Here is a 16567-nt window from a genome sequence, read left to right on the forward strand (position 1 = left end):
CTAGTAAGCCCCTTCTCCACGGGTCACGGCCTTCCAGGTCTTCCACAGGATCTGGAGGTCGAGGATGAGCGACCACCGCTCCACGTAACGCAGGTCGAGCCTGACCGACTCCTCCCAGCTGAGATCGGACCGGCCGCTGACCTGCCACAGGCCGGTCATGCCCGGCTTGACGACGAGCCTGCGCCGTACGTCCGCGCCGTACTTGGCGACTTCCTCCGGCAGCGGCGGCCGGGGGCCCACCAGGGACATCCGGCCGCTGATGACGTTGAAGAGCTGCGGGATCTCGTCCAGGGAGTAGCGGCGCAGGAATCCGCCGATCCTGGTGATCCTTGGATCGTTCCGAATCTTGAACAGCACGCCGTCACCGTCGTTGGCGTGCTCCAGCGCGCGCTTGAGCCGCTCGGCGTCCACGATCATGGTCCTGAACTTCCACACCGTGAACTCTTCGCCACCCTTGCCCACCCTGACCTGCCGGAAGAACGCCGGCCCCGGGCTGGTGAGCCGGATCAGCATGACGATCAACGCGAACGCCGGCAGCAGGACGACGATCGCGATGCCGGCCAGCACGCGGTCGAAGACGTTCTTGACGATCTGCTTGGCCCCGTCGAACTCGGGGTGGTCCACGTGCAGCAGCGGCATCCCGGCGACCGGGCGGATGCTGATGCGCGGACCCGCCACGTCCATGAGCGCGGGCGCCACGAACAGGTCGGTGCGCTGCTCCTCCAGGCTCCAGGCGAGCCTGCGCAGCGTGTCGCCGTCGAGCTCGGGGCAGGCCGCGACGGCGACGGCGTCGGCCTGGGTCAGGGACACGGCCGCGGCCACGTCCTGCAGCCCGCCGAGCACCGGCAGGCCGTCCACGTCGAGGTCGCCCTGCGTCCGGGGCAGGCACACCCCCACGACCCGCATCCCGTGATGCGGCTCCCTGCGGAACTGCATGATCAGATCGAGGACGGCGGCGCGATGGCCCACGGCGATGACATGACGCATGTACTTTCCGTGGGCCCTGGCTAAATGCAGTTTTTTGCGGACCCGAAACCGGAATGCCAGCGTCAGGACGAGCGCGAGGGGAAGGGCGGCCATCACCAGACTGCGCGCGATGCTGGTTTGCGTGGCATATGCGCCAATTGCCACGGTTGCCATCAATCCCACGCCGCCATTAAATACCGCCCGAAATTCCTCACTTCCCTCGCCGTGCCCTCTCTCCCGGTAGGCCGCGCTCAGCTGCATGGTGACGGGCCAGGACGCCATCAGGGCGACACCGGCCACGACATCCTCGACCGGGATGTACGCCCCGAACAGCAGTTTCGTCCCGAGAACCACCATGCAGGCGGCAAAAGCGCACGCGACATCACCCGCCCGGAGAAAGCGGACATACTTCCGAGTCCAGATGCTCGGCGCCCGTTGTGGCGCCGCCTGAAGGAACACGACACCGGGCTCCCCCGCTCCCACGCTCATAGCACCCCACCCTGGAAATCTGCTACGACACCGCAAGGCGCCCCATTCCGCCCCATTGATAACGCCTTTCGCTTCGTCACCAGGGGCGGCAATTCCCACTAAAGACTAAAGATCAATGCGGAATCCGGAAATAACAGCAGATGACCAACATCGGACGCGCGTCGCGCTTGACGGGAACGGTCCAATGATGCCAGGTGCACAATCGATCACCCAGGGTGATCAGTCGTACTCGAGGTCAGGGAGCGAGGAAGGCGGCTCGGGGCTGCGCCACACGACGATCACCTTGTCACGGGCGGTCTGCGCCGCCAGGTGCAACCGGTCGAGATCGAAGTCGGGCAGGTAGCGCAGGCGGGCGAGGAACGTGGCGTCGGTGGCCGACTTCGGCACGACGCAGCCCTCCCCGTCACGGTCGAGGAGGATGTAGAGGATCTCGGCTTCCGTCTCGGCCGCGACTCGGACCTCGACGACATCTTCCCAGGCGAGGGCCTCGACGCTGCCGTCAGCGTAGTGACGGGTCACGCCCTCCTCGGTGACATACACGTAGGAGTCCGGCACGTGCATGGCCGCGATTCTTGCGACTTCTGCCCGGTTACCGCAAGGGATCGGAGCCCCAGGAATGACTGAGATGTTCCTTGACAGCCGCTTGTGCGTCGCCGTGAGCGATCGCGTCAAGAAGCGCGCGGTGTTCGGACACCAGCCGATCGCGGTCCTCGTACACCCGGCGCAGCCGGACGAGGCCCAGCCGGGTCTCGGCGGCCAGCACGCCGTACAGCCTGACCAGCCGCGGGCTACCCACGGCGTCGACCAGCGCCTGGTGCAGCGCCATGTGCTCGGCCACCACGTCCGACCAGGGCGCCTCGTCCGGCAGCGCCGCCATCCGTTCCAGCGCCGCGTCGGCCTCGGCGACCCGGCGGCCCGCCAGCGAGCGGGCCATCAGGTCCTCCAGCGGCCTGCGCACGAACATCAGGTCGTCGAGATCCTCGATCGTCACCTCGGGGACGTAGGCGCTGCGGTTGCGCTCGCGCCTGAGCAGCCCCTCGTGCACGAGTACGGCCAGCGCCTCCCTGACCGTGGGGCGGGCGACGCCGTAGAGCGCGGCGAGCTCCTGCTCGGGCAGCGACGTGCCCGGATCGATCTCACCCGACAGCACCCGCTGCCGCAGCGCGTCAGCCAGCGCGCTGACCGTCGACACCGGTCTCAGCACTGATCGACTCCCTTTCTGGGATCGGCCCTCGCCCCCGGGCCCTTCCGGGGACGGCCACCGCCACGAGGCTAGCGCCCAGCAGCACCAGCCCGCCCCATGAGACCGGGCTCAGAGTCTCGTGCAGCACCACGACGCCGAGCAACGCCGCCACCGCCGGTTCGGCGAGGGCGAGGGTGGCCGCCGTGGCGACCGGGGTGGTGCGCAGGCCCCTGCCGTACAGGAAGTAGGCCAGGGCGGTGGTGCCGAGGCCGAGGTAGAGGGCGGCCAGCAGGCCGCGCGGCTCGGCGAGCCAGCCGGGGCCTGTCGCGATCAGGACCGGCAGCATGATGGCGGCGGCGCCGCCGAACATGACGCCCATCACGCCGTCGGACGGCGCGCCCGCGCTGATGGCGCGGGCCGCCGTGACCGCGTAGAAGGCGTAGATGAGGCCGCCGAGCAGGGCCAGGAGCACCCCTTCGAGGACCCGGTCGCCCGCCTGGGCCTCGCCGCCGGCGATCAGCGCCGCGCAGCCCGCGATGGCCGCCGCGGTCGCCGCGGCCCAGCGCGGCGAGAACTGCCGGGAGAGCAGCCCGGTGAAGACCGGACCGCTGCCGATGGCGACGACGGTGCCGATGGCCACCCCGGTACGGCTGACCGCGGCGAAGAAGCACAGCTGGTAGGCGGCCACGGCGACCGCGCCCAGCAGCAGGGCGGGCGTGATCCGCACCCCTCTGGCCATGAAGGCGAGCGCGAGGCCGCCGATGACGAGGCGGGCGGCCGCGACGGAGACGGGGTCGGCGGTGATCAGCAAGCCTGCCGTGCCCGCCGTACCCCAGAGGACCGCGGCGGCGAGGACGTTCTTCATGGGCACATTGTCTGACAACTAGACAACGTTCGTCTACACATTTGCCCGGGTATGTCACGTGAGGTGAATCTCAGGGGCGTCGCGGCGATCCCGCTGGCCATCGGAACCTTCATCGGGAGCGCCGGAGCCGCCGCCCCACCCGACCTGCCGGTACGCGAGCTGTCCGCGCTTCCGCCCGAGGCGGCGGCGACCTGGCACCTCATCCAGGACGGCGGGCCCTTCCCCTACCGGCGCGACGGCGTCGTCTTCCAGAACCGCGAACGCCTCCTGCCACAGCGCAAACGCGGGTACTACCACGAGTACACCGTGCCCACCCCAGGCGCACGCGACAGGGGCCCGCGACGGCTCGTGACCGGAGAGCGGACCGGGGAGCTCTACTACACCGGAGACCACTACCGGTCCTTCGTCGCGGTAGACGTGAAACGATGAGATTCGAGCACCACATCCACGGAGCCGCGCTCCACACGCCCGACGGCGTGATGACCGCGATCGCGGCCACGCTGAGGTTCCCCTGCTACTTCGGGCACAACCTCGACGCGCTCTACGACAGCCTCACCGACCTGTCGTGGCTGCCACCCGGCGAGCACCTGCTCGTCTGGTCGAACCCGGGCGCGTTGCGCGCGGTCGACCCCGACGCCTACGACGCCATCACCAGCGTGCTGGCCGACGCCGTCGCCGACGGCACCGGCGGTGCGGCCGCCCTCTCGGTCCTGCTGCGGCCCGGCTAGCCTTCCTTGTCGCCGCAAGGGCCCCGCGGATACTGTCACCGACGGGGCCGCGGGTGCCAGTGCGTGGCCGCTTCCCGGAGGCGAGGAATGAGTGAAGACTGGTTAGTCCGGCCGTACATGATGACGCGCGGCCGCACCCGCCCGACCGGCGATGACTTCGACCTCATCGCCATCGTGGCCGCCACCGGCGTGCCGTCGCCCACCGCCGGGCTCACCCCCGAGTACCTCAAGGTGCTCGCCGCCTGCCGCCACCCCGTCTCCGTCGCCGAGGTCGCCTCCACCACCGGGCTGTCGATCGGCGTGGTCCGCGTGCTGCTGGGCGACCTGCGCGAACGCCAGCTGGTCACCGTACGACACGCCGCCGAGGACGTGGGCGTGCTGCGCGAGGTGCTGCAGGGCCTCAGATCTCTGTGACCTCTTCCGCGATCTCCTCCACCAGCCGGTCGAGCAGCCACCTCGCGGGCGAGACGACCTCCCCCACGGCGTCCTCCAGGATCGACACCACCTCGTGGACGCTCCCGGAACTCCGGTCCACCGGCTCGATCAGCGCCCGCTCCTCCACCAGCGCCGCGCCGCTGACGCGGAAGGCCGTCCGGGTGTGGGTCAAGGACACCGAGAACCGCACCAGCCGCCCGTCGGGCAGGGTGAACAGCACCCCGGTCGTCCACCCGTCCGGCTGGAAGTAGGTCAGCGGCTCGCGCCTGGCGTACGGATGGCGCAGCTCGTCGAACGCGGCCGCCGCCCGGCTCATGGCCGTCAGCAGGCCGGCCGCCGCCCGGCTCTCGCTGTCCACAGCCCGAGGGTAGAGGAGCGGATCAGTCGGTGACCAGCCGCGCGTGCCGTTCGAGGGCGCACCGAACCCCGTCGTGGACGAGCTCGGCCGTCCACGCGCGCAGGCTCACAGCGCGAACCTCTCCAGGTCGGCGGCCAGCAGGTCGGTGAGGAACCGCGCGTGCCTGTCGACGTGCCACTCGCCGTTGACGGCCGTCCAGACACCCCATTCCAGCATCATGTACAGCAGCGCCGTCGGCCACAGCGCGCGCTCCCGCTCGGTGAGCTCGACCCTGGCCAGGTAGGCGTCGCGGAAGGCCGCCCACTCCTCCCCCGTGAACAGCCGGGCGGGCTCGCCGTCCAGGTCGTTGTGGAACAGCAGCGCCGCCAGCGCCAGGTCGAGCAGCCGCGGCGCCCGCTCCCCGTTGTCCGGGTCGACCAGCACCGGGCCCGCACCGGTGTAGACGAGGTTGACCGCCTTGAAGTCCATGCTGACCTCGGCCACCGGCAGGTCCGCGTCGCGGATCGCCGGCAGCGTCGACGTCATGAAGTCGCGCAGGCCCTGCTCGAACCGGTCGGAGTACGGCGCGAGCCCGTCGATGTCCTCCTGGACCGAGGCGGCGTCGTGGTCGGGCCACGCGAAGTCCTTCAGCCCCTCCTCGGTGCCCGCCGCGTGCAGCCTGCCCAGCAGGTCGCCGGCCGCCACCAGGTCCGCCGGCGTCCCGGCGTAGCCGCGGCCCTCCACCCACGGATAGGCGACCCACGTCTCGCCGCCGATGTCGTACGGCCCCGCGACCGGCGTCACCACGGGCAGGCCCAGCTCCGCGAGCCCGCGCACCCACCGGCCCATCGCCTCGGCGTCATGGGTGCGCTTCACCGCCACGGGACGGCCGTCGACCTCGCCCCTGAAGACCGGCGCGTAGGGGTAGATCGACTCCTGGGGCGGGATGCCGAACCGTGCGAAGACCTCGTCGTGAGCAACCGTCACGACGCGAGGCTAGCGGCCCCGCCGCGACGGGGGCATTCCGATTTCTCCCCTTCAGCCCGCGGCTTCTCCCCTTCAGCCCTCGGTGTCGAGGCGCGTCACGACCCCGGCCAGGCCGGACTCGACGCTGGACGGGTCATCGGTGTCGAGCCCGTGCAGGACCTCGTGCCAGGGGCCCAGGCGGTGCCAGACCAGGGCGCGGTCCCGCTCCCGCTCGCTCACGCCGTACTCGGCGGCCACGGCGTCGGCGAAGGGGCGCGGCGTGCCGTACAGGATCCAGGACAGATCCAGCGCCCGGTCGCCCACGTGGGCGTCGGAGAAGTCGATCACGCCGGTCAGCTCGCCGCCCTCGGACAGCAGGTGCTCGGGGCCGAGGTCCGCGTGGACGACCGTGTCGGCGGGCAATCCCGCGACCCTGTCGAGCAGCGCATGCGCGGGACGCGGGTCGGGCAGCAGCGGCACGACCACGTCACGCAGCCGTTCGACGAGGGCTTCGCGTTCCTTCACGGCGTCGTCGGGCAGGCCCCGCGCGACCGCCTCCCCGACGTCCGCCCGGTGGAGCGCCCCGAGGAAGGCGCCGACCTGGCGGCCGTGGGCGGCCGTCAGCTCCCGCACCGGGTCGCCCGGAACGGCCTCATGCCGGACGACCAGCGGGTCGTCGCCGGCCACGTGCGGCACGGGGACCCGCATCGGTAGCTGGGGCGCCAGCCATGGCATCACGGTGGTCTCCATCATCAGCAGCCCGGCCACCTCGGGCCGGCGCGGGCGCCGTTCGATCCATCGGCCGTCGACCAGCGTCGCCACGCTGTCCCACCCCTGAGTCACGTTCACGGGGGCGAAGTAAACCATGATCTCGCCGATCGCTCGCACGCCCGCCCCCTGCCCCGCCGACGCCGGCCGTCCCGCTGCGCCTGAGTCTGTCACACCTACTACTAGGCGACGCCTACTAGTTGGTGTTACCGTCCTTTCATGGCGGACGTGACGTCCAGGCGGACACAGTGGCTGCGCGGGGTGCTCGACCTCGCCGTGCTGGCCCTGCTCGCCGAGACCGGCGAGGACTACGGCTACGCCCTGCTCCAGCGCCTGGACCGGGCCGGGATACCCGACATGAAGGCCGGCACGCTCTACCCGCTGCTCAACCGGTTGACCACCGACGGCCTGCTGCGGGCCGAGTGGCGGGCCGGAGAGGGCGGGCCGGGCCGGAAGTTCTTCAGGCTGACCGACGAAGGCCGAGCGGCGCTCGCGACGCAGGGGCCCGAATGGGCGGCATTCGCGAAGACCGCGATCACCGTGATCGAGCGAGGAGTGAAGGCATGACCGCTCTCGACAGGAAGTACCGCGAGGACCTGACGCTGGCGCTGCGCCTGCGCGACATCTCGGGGGCCCGGGTCGGCGAGGTACTGGCGGAGGTCGAGGCGCACGTCGCGGAGACGGGCGAGGACCCCACGACGGCGTTCGGCACCCCCAAGGAGTACGCGGCGACGATCGCCGAACAGCTCGACACGCGGTCGGGCAAGCCCACGGCCCTCCAGAAGACGGTAGGGGGGCTGGCCACGGGCGCTCTGGCCTACGTCGGCGTGACCCTGCTCCTGAGGTCACTGACGCCCGAAGGGCCCGCGGTGTCCTTCACCACGGCGAACGTCGTCGCGGCGATCGCCTTCCTCGCCTTGATGACGACCGGGTTCGTCCTGTCCTTCCAGGCGGCCACCACACTCGCCCAAGGCAAGGTGTACGGCATCCTGGGCGGCTGCACCCTGATCGCCTCGCTCGCGGCCTTCCCCTTGTCGGGGGCTCTGTTCGACGACGAGACCCCGCTCATCGAGATATCGCGCTGGGTGGCGGTGGGGCTTGGAGGGGTGGCGGTCGCGGCCTCCGTCCTGCTGTTGGCCGTCGCGATCAGGCACGGCCGCATCGTCGATCCCCGCTGACCACACCACAGGGCCGGCCCGGCCTCCCGACCCGAGCCCGTCACGCGCGAGGCGCGCCCCATCGGGGCATCACACGGCGCTCAGCAGCCGTTTGGGCGCCGACAGGGACCACGCCTCGAGGACCATCTCGCTCAGCTCGTCGGCCTCGATGCCGTCGAGGTGCACCACGACCCAGCCGAACCTGCCCGCCGTGAACTGGGCCTCGAACACCTCGGGCCGTTCGGCGACCATCGCGAGCTGCTCCTCGATCGTGGCCTTGAGCCCGACCGTCTCGGTCTCCTCCCACAGGTAGCCGAACCCCTTGCCCGTCACCTTGAAACCGACGTAGCCGGCGCTCTCGTGCTGCGACACCTCCGGCAGCCGCATGACGATCCGCAGGAACTCCTCGACGCTCACTCCCATGACCACGATGTAACCAAACCGCACCGACAGTTCGGGCGGGTCCCCGGAAACCGGCGACGAACGGAAGAGGGCAGGCGGCCCGGCGAGCCCGGGCGGCCTGCCCTCTTCCGGGGCCGGAGTCGTCACATGTTGATCATGTGGCCGGCGAGACCGTGGATCGCTTCCTTGACCGCCTCACCGAGCGTCGGGTGGGCGTGGACGTTGCGGGCGACCTCGTGGACGGTCAGGTCCCACTGCTGGGCCAGGGTCAGCTCGGGCAGCAGCTCGGTGACCTCGGGGCCGATCAGGTGGGCGCCGAGCAGCTCGCCGTGCGTGGTGTCGGAGATGATCTTCACGAAGCCCTGGGCGTCGCCGAGGCCGTGGGCCTTGCCGTTCGCGGTGAAGGGGAACTTGACGACCTTCACGTCGTAGCCCAGGTCGCGCGCCTGCGCCTCGGTGAAGCCGAAGCTGGCGATCTGCGGCTGGCAGTACGTCGCGCGCGGGATCATCGCGAAGTCGACCTCCATGGTCTCCGCGCCGCCGATCGTCTCGGCGGCGATGATGGCCATGGCCTCGGCGGCGTGCGCCAGCATCAGCTTGGCGGTGACGTCGCCGATGGCGAAGATGTGCGGCACGTTGGTGCGGCCGCGGCCGTCGACGGCGATGGCGCCGCGGTCGGTCAGCTTGACGCCGGTCTTCTCCAGGCCGTAGCCCTCGACGCGCGGCTGGAAGCCGATCGCCTGCAGCACCTTGTCGGCCTCGAGGACCTGCTGCTGGCCGTCCTTGGTGACGGTCACCTTGACCGAGGCGCCGGTGTCCTCGATGGAGTCGACCCTGGTGGAGGTGAGGACGTCGATGCCGAGCTTGCGGTAGCGCTTGGCCAGCTCCTTCGACACCTCCTCGTCCTCCAGCGGGACCATGCGGTCGAGGAACTCGACGATCGTCACCTTGACGCCGTAGTTGTGCAGCACGTAGGCGAACTCGACGCCGATGGCGCCGGCGCCCGCGATGATGATGCTGCCGGGCAGTTCCTCGGTGAGGATCTGCTCCTCGTAGGTGACCACGCGCTCGGAGAGCGTGGTGCCGGGGATCAGCTTCGTCGTGGTGCCCGCGGCGATGATGCAGTGGTCGAAGGTGACGGTGTCACCGTTCACCTCGATGGTGTTGGCGTCGATGAAGGTGCCGCGCCCGTCGAACTCGGTGATCGCGTTCTTCTTCATCAGGAAGTGGACGCCCTTGACCCGGCCGTCGGCGACCTTGCGGCTGCGCTCGAAGGCGGCGCCGTAGTCGAAGGTCACCTCACCGTTGATGCCGAAGGTCTTGGCCTCCTTGGTGAAGATGTGCGCCAACTCCGCGTTGCGCAGCAGCGCCTTGGAGGGGATGCAGCCCACGTTCAGGCAGACGCCGCCCCAGTACTTCTCCTCGATGACGGCCGTTCGAAGGCCGAGCTGGGCGGCGCGGACCGCCGCCGTGTATCCCCCGGGCCCCGCGCCGAGGACGACAACGTCGAAGTGAGTGCTCATGCTCCGGACACTATTGGACGCCGGTCACTGCGCCGAACTTGACCCCGTTAGTGATTGGCCACTAACTTATTCGCATGGTCAGGATGAGCGCCGAGGAACGGCGAGAGAGCGTCATCCGCGCCGCGATCACGGAGTTCGCGCGCGGTGGCTACCACGGCACCTCCACCGAGGCGATCGCCCGCCGCGTGGGGGTCAGCCAGCCGTACCTCTTCCGGCTCTTCCCCGGCAAGCAGGCCATCTTCCTGGCCGCCGCCACCCGCTGCCTGGCGGAGACACGGAAGGCCCTGGAGGACGGCATGGACCCCGGCGACCCCCACATGTCGATGGCCGCCGCCTACAAGCGGCTCATCCAGGACCGCGACATGCTGCTCATGCAGATGCAGGTCTACGTGGCCGTCGCCGCCATGGAGGACGAGTTCGGCGCGGAGATCCGCAAGGTGTGGGAGGACTGGTGGGACGCCATCCACCTACTGCTCGGCGCCGACGCCCACGAGACCACGTTCTTCATGTCGTACGGCATGCTGATCAACACGCTCGTGTCGCTCGGCTTCCCTCCCGACCACCGCGTCTGGTCGAACTTCGCCGCCCCCTGACGGCGTTTTTCGTGCCCGCGAAACTTAGTAAGTAATAACTAATAAAGGAGCCCCCCATGTCTCGTGTCGCCCTCGCCCTCGCCGTCATCGGTGGCCTGTTCATCTCCTACGTCGGCCTCAACTACCTCATCGACCCGCAGGCGGTCGCGGCGGGCTTCGGCTTCCGCACGGTCCCGTCCGACAGCTCGTTCCTGCTGGTGAAGGGCGTGCGCGACGTGGCCACCGGGCTCATCATCTTCACCCTGCTGATCGTCGGCCAGCGCCGCGCCCTGGGCTGGACGATGCTCGCGATCGCCGCCATCCCGCTCGGCGACGCCGTCGTGGTCCTCAGCCAGCACGGCGTGCCCGCCCTGGCGTACTTCATGCACGGCGGCACCGCCGCGCTCGTCGCCCTCACCGGCGTCCTCCTCCTGCGCAGCACCCGTTCCGTGGTTGGCTAGCGAGATGAGCGACCAGTTAGCCTCCGGGACGCCCGCCCTCGTGACCGTGGCACGGGTGATCCTGATCGTCCAAACCGCCTTCGGCTACCTCGGCCTGCTGGTCGTGGCGGGGCTTCTCGGCCGGTCCCCCTTCGATCTGACCGTCTTCCTGCCGGCGATCGTCATCCCCGTCGCACTGCTCCTGATCATGGTCAGGTGGCGGTCCCGGCGCCGGTGGGTGTGGATCACCGCGCTGGTCGTCGAGGCGCTGACGGCCGTCGTGCAGACCGTCCCCCTTCTGGTCTACGGCCTGCTGCGGCCCACCGACCTGCTCAACGTCCACCTGATCGGCGCCGTCGCCGTGATCGCGCTACTCAGCCTGAGCGACGTCAGGGGCTGGTTCGACCGCTGACCTGATCAGAGGGGCGTAGCCGTCCTCGAGGTCGTCGGGCAGGTCAGCGACGGGGAAGAACCTGAGGTCGCTGTGCTCGTCGCTCGGCGTCAGCGCGGACGGCGGGCAGCCCCGAACGGTGGCCAGGAGGGCGACGATCACCACCTTGCCGGCCTTCCCGATGGTCAGGATCTCGGCGCCGACCACGGGCCCGACCGTCACCTCGAGGCCGCTCTCCTCGCGCACCTCCCTCGCGACGACCTCGGCCAGCGTGGTGTCCTCCTTCGCGGGCCAGCCGCCGGGCAGTTCCCACCTGCCGCGGGGGTTCCTGCACAGCAGCACCCGGTCGCCGTGCAGCACGACACCCTTGATCGAGGCGTGCATGAAGTACCAGCCGGTCTCAGCGTCGATCACGGTGGGATCGTCGCACCGTCCTCACGCCGGGGGAAGAGGAGGGGTGCGGCCCTCCCGCAGGGACGCCTCGCGCGAGGAGGCATCGCGCGAGGACGCCTCCCGCGAGACCTCGGAGGAGGAGTCGCCTGGGGAGACGTCGCGGGACGAGGCGAGCACGCGTCCGATGACGATGCCGAGGGCCACGGCCCCGGCGGCGAAGAGCAGGGGCCGCCTCCTGGCCAGGTCCTTGACGTCCTCGACGATCCCGGCGAATCCCCGCTGGTCCAGGTAGTCGGCCGCGCGCAGCCCCACGCCCGCGATCTCCTGCATCGCCGCGTCCACGGGCGAGCCCGGCTCGCCGGTGTCGGCCGCGGACGCCAGCTCGTCGGACCACTGCCGGATGTTCCGCGCGGCCCGGTGCGCCTGGGAGTCCGCCTCCTTGCCGAAGCGTGTCCTGAGGTACTCGACGACCCCGTTCGTGTCAGACATTTCGGCACCTCCACCCGGAGCGCTACCCGCCTCGGGCGGATCCACGCATGTCAGAGGGCCGGGTACCGTTGTCACGTCCCAGCCGCTCAGACGACCAGCCGGAATGTTGTGGGAAGTCTCCATGCTCGATCCCGGACATCCTGGTGTGTGATCAGACGCATGATGAATGATTCCCCCAGCCGTCGCAGGTTCCCTACCGGGGACATCGCCAGGATCAGTGTGTTCGCCGCGCTGATCGCCGTCCTCGGCCTGCCGGGGGCGCTCAACCTCTTCGGCAACGCCGTCCCCATCACCCTGCAGACGTTCGGCGTGATGCTGGCCGGCGCGATCCTCGGCTCGTGGCGCGGCGCGCTCGCGGTGACCGTCCTGGTCGTGCTGGTGGCCGCGGGCCTGCCGCTGCTCGCGGGCGGGCGCGGCGGTCTCGGCGTGTTCACCGGGCCCTCGGTGGGCTTCCTGCTCGGCTGGATCCCCGGTGCGGCCCTCACCGGCTGGATCGTCGAGCGCGGCGGCAAGAACCCCGGCACCTTCCGCCTGCTCGTCGCCTGCCTCGCGGGCGGCGTCGGCGTGATCTACCTGTTCGGCGTCCCCGTCCAGGCGGCCATCACGGGGCTGCCGCTCGGCGCCGCGGCCCTGGGAAGCCTGGCCTTCATCCCCGGCGACGTGGCCAAGGCGGTGCTCGCGACGCTCGTGGCGCGGGGCACGCAGCGGGCCTATCCCGACGCCGTCCCCGCCGTCCACCGCGAGCGGGTCAAGGCCGGTTGATCAGCGCATGCCCGTCGCCGCACAGGTCCAGCGCCACGCCGTCGAGCGTCCTCACCAGCCGGCGCTGTACGGTCCCCGAGGCTCCCTGACCTACGCCCAGCTGTGGCAGGAGGTGATCTCCAGGCCCCTTGACGGCAAGGGGCTGGTGGCGATCACCCTGTCCGACCCGGTCGACCAGCTCGTCGCCGTGCTGGCCGCCGACCTGGCGGGCGCCACGCCGCTGCTGTGCGACGAGGAGCAGCGCGCGCGGGTGGCCGATACGGTCCCCGTCGACCTGCACGTCGACGCGCCCCTCCCGGTCACCGCGAGTGCGCGGGTCCCGGCCGCGCCGGCCGCCGACGACCTGGCGTGGGCGTGCCTGACCTCCGGCAGCACCGGCAGGCCGCGCGCCGTGGTCCGCACCCGCGCGTCCTGGGCCGGCTCCTTCCCGCACCTCGGCGCGCTGGCCGGCATCGGCCCCGACGACGTCGTACTCGTGCCGGGACCGCTGGTCTCCTCCCTGTACGGCTTCGCGGCCGTCCACGCCCTGGCGAGCGGCGCGACGGTGATCGTCCCCGGACGCTGGTCGCCCGGCTCGCTGACCGTCCAGCTCAGGAAGGCCACCGTCGTCCACGTGGTGCCGCACCGCCTGCCGGCCGTCCTCGACGTGCTGGAGGAGGTCGGCGGCCCGCTGCGCACCGCGGTGGTCGGCGGCGCCGCGCTGTCCCCGCAGGCGTGGGAGGTCGCCGCCCAGGCCGGGGTGGGGGTCGTGTCGTACTACGGCTCGACCGAGACGTCGTTCATCGCCGTCGACGTCGACGGAACGGGCCTGCGCCCCTTCCCCGAGGTCGAGATCCAGGTGCGCGCCGGCGAGGTGTGGGCGCGCTCGCCGTGGCTGTCGCAGGGCTACCTCGCCGGGGCGCGAGGACCGCTGAAGACCGACGGGGAGGGCTGGATGAGCGTCGGCGACCTCGCCGAGCCGTACCGGCGGGGTGAACCGCTGCGGCTGCGCGGGCGCGGCGACGGCGCGATCCAGACAGGCGGCGCGACCGTGGTGCCGGAGGACGTCGAAGCCGTGCTGCGCGGCGTGCCGGGCGTCACCGACCTGGTCGTCGTCGGCTCGCCGCACCCCCGGCTCGGCTCGGTCGTGACCGCGGTGCTGGAGGGCTCGCCGCCCTCGCGGGCGGCGCTCGACGCGATCGCGCGCGGCGGCCTCGACGCCGCCCAGCGGCCGAGGCGCTGGTACGCCATGGGCGACCTGCCGCGCACCCCCACGGGCAAGCCGGCCCGAGGCGTGGTCGCCGCCCGGCTGGCCGGTGGCGATCCCGAGCTGAGGCGGCTCGTCTGACATGAGCGAGCAGCCTGTCGTCGTGGCCGCGCGCCGTACCCCCATCGGGACGGCGGGCCACGCCTACAAGTCGCTGCCGGCCGACCGGCTGGCCGCGCCCGTGATCGCGGCGGTCGCCGGGGAGGTCCCGCACCTCGCGGTCGACGACGTCGTGCTCGGCAACTGCATGGGCCCCGGCGGCAACCTGGCCCGCGTCTCGGTGCTCGCCGCCGGCCTGGGACACGACGTGCCCGGCCTCACCGTGGACCGCCAGTGCGGCAGCGGCCTGGCCGCGATCCTGCTGGCGGGCCAGGCGGTCCGCGCGGGAGACGCCGGCCTGGTCATCGCCGGCGGCGTGGAGAGCGCGTCGACGGCGCCGCTGCGGACCATGCGCGGGGCCGCCGAGCCGTACCGGAGGGCGCCCTTCGCGCCCTCAGGCCATCCCGATCCCGACATGGGACCCGCCGCGGAGGCCCTGGCCGCCGCGCGCGGCATCTCCCGGGAGCGCCAGGACGACTACGCCTTCCGCAGCCACGCCAGAGCGGTCGCCGCCCGCTTCGACGACGAGCTGGTGGAGATCGACGGCAGGCGCGCCGACCAGCGGCCCCGCGTGCTGCGCAGGGAGACCCTGGCGCGGCTGCCCGCCGCCTTCGTGCCCGGCGGCACGGTCAGCGCGGGCAACTCCTCGCCGATCAGCGACGGCGCGGCGGCGGTCGCCGTCGTGCCCGAGCGGCTGCGCGCGGGGCTGCCGGGTCTGCGGCTGGTGGCCGGCGCGGTCACCGGATGCGATCCCGCGCTGCCCGGCTGGGGTCCCGTGCCGGCCGTCCGGCGGGTGCTGGGCCGTACCGGCGTGAGCATGGCGGACGTCGCGGCGGTGGAGATCGTGGAGGCCTTCGCCGCTCAGGTGCTCGCGGTGACGGACGCGCTGGAGGTCGACCTGGATCGCGTCTGCGCCGACGGCGGCGCGCTCGCCCTCGGACATCCGTGGGGCGCGACCGGCGCGGTGGTGGTGACCAGGCTGTTCAGCAGGCTCGTGCGTTCCGGCGCGCCCTCGGGGACGCTGGGGCTGGCGACCGCCGCGGTCGGCGGCGGCATGGGCGTGGCGGCCCTGTTCGAGGTGGTGTGAATGATCGAGTTCAGCGGCGTCAACGTCACGCTCGGCGAGCGTGAGGTGCTGTCCGACCTGACGCTGTCCCTGCCGGAGCGCAGGATCGGCGTCGTGGGCGCGAACGGTTCCGGCAAGAGCACGCTCGCCCGCCTGATCAACGGGCTGGCCCTGCCCACCTCCGGTGACGTCACCGTCCTCGGCCTCGACACGCGCCGCCACGCCGCCCGCATCAGGCGGGACGTGGGGTTCCTGTTCACCGACCCCGACGCGCAGATCGTGATGCCGACCGTCGCCGAGGACGTCGCGTTCTCGCTGCGGCGCAAGGGCCTGTCTCGCGACGAGGTGGCCGAGCGGGTGCGCGCCGTCCTGTCCAGGTACGGCCTGGCCGACCACGCCGACCATCCCGCCCACCAGCTGTCGGGCGGGCAGAAGCAGCTGCTGGCCCTGTGCTCGGTGCTGGTGCTCGACCCGCAGATCCTGATCATGGACGAGCCGACCACACTGCTGGACCTGCGTCACTCCCGCCAGGTCGCCGACCTGCTGGGCCGGCTGCCCCAGCAGGTGGTCGTCGTCACCCATGATCTCGGCCTGCTCGACTCCTTCGACCGCGTCCTCGTGCTCGACCAGGGCCGGGTGGTGGCCGACTCCACGCCGAAGGCGGCGATCGACCACTACCGGGACCTCATGTCATGACCGGGATCTACCTGCCCGGCGACTCGTTCCTGCACCGGCTGCCCGCGGGGGCGAAGCTGCTGGGTCTCGCGCTGCTGTGCACGACGCTGCTGCTGCTCGGCTCGCCGCTGTGGCTCGGTGGCTTCACGGTGCTGGTCGTGCTGCTCTACGCGGTCTCGGGTGTGGGGCCGGCCGCGGCGTGGGCGCAGGTCAGGCCGCTGCGCTGGTTCGCCGTGGTGCTCTTCGTCATGCAGTTCGCGCTGGTGGACCTCTACGGCGCGGTCTCGTCCACGCTGCGGATCGTGCTCGCGGTGGCGCTGGCCGGACTGGTCACGCTCACCACCAGGTTCGCCGACATGACCGCCTGCTTCGAGCGCTGCTTCGCGCCGCTGCGCGCGTTCGGGATCGACCCGTTCCGCGTGTCGCTGCTGCTGTCGCTGACCGTCCGCAGCGTGCCGGTCATCTCGGCGCTCGCGACCAGGGTGCGGGACGCGCAGCGGGCGCGCGGCGTCTCGTGGAGCGTGCGGGCGTTCGCGGTGCCGCTGGTGGTCAGCGCCCTCCGCCACGCGGACGCCTTGGGCGAGGCCCTGAGCGCCCGCGGCCTGGACGACTAGC

24 protein-coding genes are annotated in these 16567 nt (G+C 71.4%); 13 read left to right on the top strand and 11 right to left on the bottom strand.

The annotated features are described in order from the left end of the window. The 4 genes from ACWDLG_RS02170 to ACWDLG_RS02185 all read right to left on the bottom strand — a co-directional run bounded on the left by ACWDLG_RS02170 (position 1) and on the right by ACWDLG_RS02185 (position 3503). Positions 1-1455 (bottom strand): sugar transferase, encoded by a 1455-nt coding sequence (locus tag ACWDLG_RS02170; protein WP_449915056.1) that lies wholly within the window; start codon positions 1453-1455, stop codon positions 1-3. A gap of 219 nt (positions 1456-1674) precedes the next feature. Beyond that, entirely contained in the window at positions 1675-2016 is a 342-nt protein-coding gene (locus tag ACWDLG_RS02175) for a hypothetical protein (RefSeq protein ID WP_354907672.1), read from the bottom strand. Positions 2017-2044: 28 nt separating this feature from the next. Next, positions 2045-2659, bottom strand: a complete 615-nt coding sequence (locus ACWDLG_RS02180) for a GntR family transcriptional regulator (RefSeq protein ID WP_354907673.1) — start codon at positions 2657-2659, stop codon at positions 2045-2047. Next, entirely contained in the window at positions 2622-3503 is an 882-nt protein-coding gene (locus tag ACWDLG_RS02185; protein WP_449915059.1) for a DMT family transporter, read from the bottom strand. Before ACWDLG_RS02185 ends, ACWDLG_RS02180 begins: the two co-directional genes overlap by 38 nt. 51 nt (positions 3504-3554) lie before the next feature. On the opposite strand from ACWDLG_RS02185, the gene ACWDLG_RS02190 reads away from it, so the two are divergent. The 3 genes from ACWDLG_RS02190 to ACWDLG_RS02200 all read left to right on the top strand — a co-directional run bounded on the left by ACWDLG_RS02190 (position 3555) and on the right by ACWDLG_RS02200 (position 4645). After that, complete coding sequence (locus ACWDLG_RS02190; RefSeq protein WP_449915062.1) at positions 3555-3932, top strand: ribonuclease domain-containing protein; 378 nt, start codon at positions 3555-3557, stop codon at positions 3930-3932. After that, complete coding sequence (locus ACWDLG_RS02195) at positions 3929-4231, top strand: barstar family protein (RefSeq protein ID WP_449915064.1); 303 nt, start codon at positions 3929-3931, stop codon at positions 4229-4231. Before ACWDLG_RS02190 ends, ACWDLG_RS02195 begins: the two co-directional genes overlap by 4 nt. Before the next feature lie 87 nt (positions 4232-4318). Beyond that, positions 4319-4645 (top strand): DUF742 domain-containing protein, encoded by a 327-nt coding sequence (locus tag ACWDLG_RS02200; protein ID WP_449915066.1) that lies wholly within the window; start codon positions 4319-4321, stop codon positions 4643-4645. On the opposite strand, the gene ACWDLG_RS02205 is transcribed toward ACWDLG_RS02200, so the two are convergent. From ACWDLG_RS02205 to ACWDLG_RS02215, 3 genes are all read right to left on the bottom strand, one after another. Beyond that, positions 4632-5024, bottom strand: coding sequence for a hypothetical protein (locus ACWDLG_RS02205; protein WP_449915069.1), 393 nt, complete (start codon positions 5022-5024; stop codon positions 4632-4634). The genes ACWDLG_RS02200 and ACWDLG_RS02205 overlap by 14 nt on opposite strands. Before the next feature lie 105 nt (positions 5025-5129). Further along, positions 5130-5990: a hypothetical protein gene (locus ACWDLG_RS02210; RefSeq protein ID WP_449915071.1), complete on the bottom strand. Its 861-nt coding sequence runs from the start codon at positions 5988-5990 to the stop codon at positions 5130-5132. A gap of 72 nt (positions 5991-6062) precedes the next feature. After that, positions 6063-6818 carry a phosphotransferase family protein gene (locus ACWDLG_RS02215; RefSeq protein WP_449915074.1) on the bottom strand — a complete coding sequence of 252 codons (756 nt, stop codon included), beginning with the start codon at positions 6816-6818 and terminating at the stop codon, positions 6063-6065. Positions 6819-6956: 138 nt separating this feature from the next. Between ACWDLG_RS02215 and ACWDLG_RS02220 the strand changes: the two genes are divergently transcribed. Next, the gene (locus tag ACWDLG_RS02220; RefSeq protein ID WP_449915076.1) at positions 6957-7304 is read left to right on the top strand and encodes a PadR family transcriptional regulator; all 348 of its coding nucleotides are present in this window, start codon (positions 6957-6959) and stop codon (positions 7302-7304) included. Continuing rightward, on the top strand, positions 7301-7915 hold the full coding sequence (locus ACWDLG_RS02225) for an HAAS signaling domain-containing protein (RefSeq protein WP_449915078.1): 615 nt from the start codon (positions 7301-7303) through the stop codon (positions 7913-7915). Before ACWDLG_RS02220 ends, ACWDLG_RS02225 begins: the two co-directional genes overlap by 4 nt. 69 nt (positions 7916-7984) lie before the next feature. Here ACWDLG_RS02225 and ACWDLG_RS02230 read toward each other — a convergent pair whose 3' ends face one another. After that, entirely contained in the window at positions 7985-8317 is a 333-nt protein-coding gene (locus tag ACWDLG_RS02230; protein ID WP_354907684.1) for an MmcQ/YjbR family DNA-binding protein, read from the bottom strand. 122 nt (positions 8318-8439) lie between these two features. Beyond that, positions 8440-9819, bottom strand: a complete 1380-nt coding sequence (lpdA, locus tag ACWDLG_RS02235) for a dihydrolipoyl dehydrogenase (protein ID WP_354907685.1) — start codon at positions 9817-9819, stop codon at positions 8440-8442. Positions 9820-9893: 74 nt separating this feature from the next. On the opposite strand from lpdA, the gene ACWDLG_RS02240 reads away from it, so the two are divergent. From ACWDLG_RS02240 to ACWDLG_RS02250, 3 genes are read left to right on the top strand one after another with little or no spacing between them, the layout of a single operon-like run. Further along, complete coding sequence (locus tag ACWDLG_RS02240; protein ID WP_449915081.1) at positions 9894-10412, top strand: TetR/AcrR family transcriptional regulator; 519 nt, start codon at positions 9894-9896, stop codon at positions 10410-10412. Between the two features lie 56 nt (positions 10413-10468). After that, a complete protein-coding gene (locus ACWDLG_RS02245) occupies positions 10469-10852 on the top strand; it encodes a DUF4267 domain-containing protein (RefSeq protein WP_449915084.1) in 384 nt (127 codons plus the stop codon). Positions 10853-10856: 4 nt separating this feature from the next. Then, positions 10857-11243, top strand: coding sequence for a hypothetical protein (locus ACWDLG_RS02250; RefSeq protein ID WP_449915087.1), 387 nt, complete (start codon positions 10857-10859; stop codon positions 11241-11243). Here ACWDLG_RS02250 and ACWDLG_RS02255 read toward each other — a convergent pair. Together ACWDLG_RS02255 and ACWDLG_RS02260 are read right to left on the bottom strand one after the other, a co-directional pair. Further along, on the bottom strand, positions 11202-11636 hold the full coding sequence (locus ACWDLG_RS02255; RefSeq protein WP_449915090.1) for an NUDIX domain-containing protein: 435 nt from the start codon (positions 11634-11636) through the stop codon (positions 11202-11204). The two genes, ACWDLG_RS02250 and ACWDLG_RS02255, sit on opposite strands and share 42 nt — an antisense overlap. Before the next feature lie 21 nt (positions 11637-11657). Beyond that, a complete protein-coding gene (locus tag ACWDLG_RS02260) occupies positions 11658-12104 on the bottom strand; it encodes a hypothetical protein (RefSeq protein WP_449915092.1) in 447 nt (148 codons plus the stop codon). Positions 12105-12263: 159 nt separating this feature from the next. Here ACWDLG_RS02260 and ACWDLG_RS02265 point away from each other — a divergent pair, with 159 nt between their 5' ends. From ACWDLG_RS02265 to ACWDLG_RS02285, 5 genes are read left to right on the top strand one after another with little or no spacing between them, the layout of a single operon-like run. Then, positions 12264-12866, top strand: coding sequence for a biotin transporter BioY (locus ACWDLG_RS02265; RefSeq protein ID WP_354907691.1), 603 nt, complete (start codon positions 12264-12266; stop codon positions 12864-12866). A gap of 7 nt (positions 12867-12873) precedes the next feature. Next, a complete protein-coding gene (locus tag ACWDLG_RS02270; RefSeq protein ID WP_449915095.1) occupies positions 12874-14193 on the top strand; it encodes a class I adenylate-forming enzyme family protein in 1320 nt (439 codons plus the stop codon). A gap of 1 nt (position 14194) precedes the next feature. After that, positions 14195-15298 (top strand): thiolase family protein, encoded by a 1104-nt coding sequence (locus ACWDLG_RS02275; RefSeq protein WP_449915098.1) that lies wholly within the window; start codon positions 14195-14197, stop codon positions 15296-15298. Then, positions 15299-15973 (top strand): energy-coupling factor ABC transporter ATP-binding protein, encoded by a 675-nt coding sequence (locus ACWDLG_RS02280; protein WP_449915101.1) that lies wholly within the window; start codon positions 15299-15301, stop codon positions 15971-15973. Then, positions 15970-16566, top strand: coding sequence for an energy-coupling factor transporter transmembrane component T family protein (locus ACWDLG_RS02285; RefSeq protein WP_354907697.1), 597 nt, complete (start codon positions 15970-15972; stop codon positions 16564-16566). The genes ACWDLG_RS02280 and ACWDLG_RS02285 overlap by 4 nt, the downstream gene beginning before the upstream one ends. The last annotated feature ends 1 nt before the right edge of the window (position 16567 follow it).

This window comes from Nonomuraea sp. NPDC003727 (genome assembly GCF_053586935.1).

Bases quoted from the DNA above. Each gene is read 5' to 3' on its own strand.
- ACWDLG_RS02170 (WP_449915056.1), bottom strand. From the start codon at position 1,455: ATGAGCGTGGGAGCGGGGGAGCCCGGTGTCGTGTTCCTTCAGGCGGCG.
- ACWDLG_RS02175 (WP_354907672.1), bottom strand. From the start codon at position 2,016: ATGCACGTGCCGGACTCCTACGTGTATGTCACCGAGGAGGGCGTGACC.
- ACWDLG_RS02185 (WP_449915059.1), bottom strand. From the start codon at position 3,503: ATGAAGAACGTCCTCGCCGCCGCGGTCCTCTGGGGTACGGCGGGCACG.
- ACWDLG_RS02190 (WP_449915062.1), top strand. From the start codon at position 3,555: ATGTCACGTGAGGTGAATCTCAGGGGCGTCGCGGCGATCCCGCTGGCC.
- ACWDLG_RS02195 (WP_449915064.1), top strand. From the start codon at position 3,929: ATGAGATTCGAGCACCACATCCACGGAGCCGCGCTCCACACGCCCGAC.
- ACWDLG_RS02200 (WP_449915066.1), top strand. From the start codon at position 4,319: ATGAGTGAAGACTGGTTAGTCCGGCCGTACATGATGACGCGCGGCCGC.
- ACWDLG_RS02220 (WP_449915076.1), top strand. From the start codon at position 6,957: ATGGCGGACGTGACGTCCAGGCGGACACAGTGGCTGCGCGGGGTGCTC.
- ACWDLG_RS02225 (WP_449915078.1), top strand. From the start codon at position 7,301: ATGACCGCTCTCGACAGGAAGTACCGCGAGGACCTGACGCTGGCGCTG.
- ACWDLG_RS02230 (WP_354907684.1), bottom strand. From the start codon at position 8,317: ATGGGAGTGAGCGTCGAGGAGTTCCTGCGGATCGTCATGCGGCTGCCG.
- lpdA (WP_354907685.1), bottom strand. From the start codon at position 9,819: ATGAGCACTCACTTCGACGTTGTCGTCCTCGGCGCGGGGCCCGGGGGA.
- ACWDLG_RS02240 (WP_449915081.1), top strand. From the start codon at position 9,894: ATGGTCAGGATGAGCGCCGAGGAACGGCGAGAGAGCGTCATCCGCGCC.
- ACWDLG_RS02245 (WP_449915084.1), top strand. From the start codon at position 10,469: ATGTCTCGTGTCGCCCTCGCCCTCGCCGTCATCGGTGGCCTGTTCATC.
- ACWDLG_RS02250 (WP_449915087.1), top strand. From the start codon at position 10,857: ATGAGCGACCAGTTAGCCTCCGGGACGCCCGCCCTCGTGACCGTGGCA.
- ACWDLG_RS02260 (WP_449915092.1), bottom strand. From the start codon at position 12,104: ATGTCTGACACGAACGGGGTCGTCGAGTACCTCAGGACACGCTTCGGC.
- ACWDLG_RS02265 (WP_354907691.1), top strand. From the start codon at position 12,264: ATGATGAATGATTCCCCCAGCCGTCGCAGGTTCCCTACCGGGGACATC.
- ACWDLG_RS02270 (WP_449915095.1), top strand. From the start codon at position 12,874: ATGCCCGTCGCCGCACAGGTCCAGCGCCACGCCGTCGAGCGTCCTCAC.
- ACWDLG_RS02275 (WP_449915098.1), top strand. From the start codon at position 14,195: ATGAGCGAGCAGCCTGTCGTCGTGGCCGCGCGCCGTACCCCCATCGGG.
- ACWDLG_RS02280 (WP_449915101.1), top strand. From the start codon at position 15,299: ATGATCGAGTTCAGCGGCGTCAACGTCACGCTCGGCGAGCGTGAGGTG.
- ACWDLG_RS02285 (WP_354907697.1), top strand. From the start codon at position 15,970: ATGACCGGGATCTACCTGCCCGGCGACTCGTTCCTGCACCGGCTGCCC.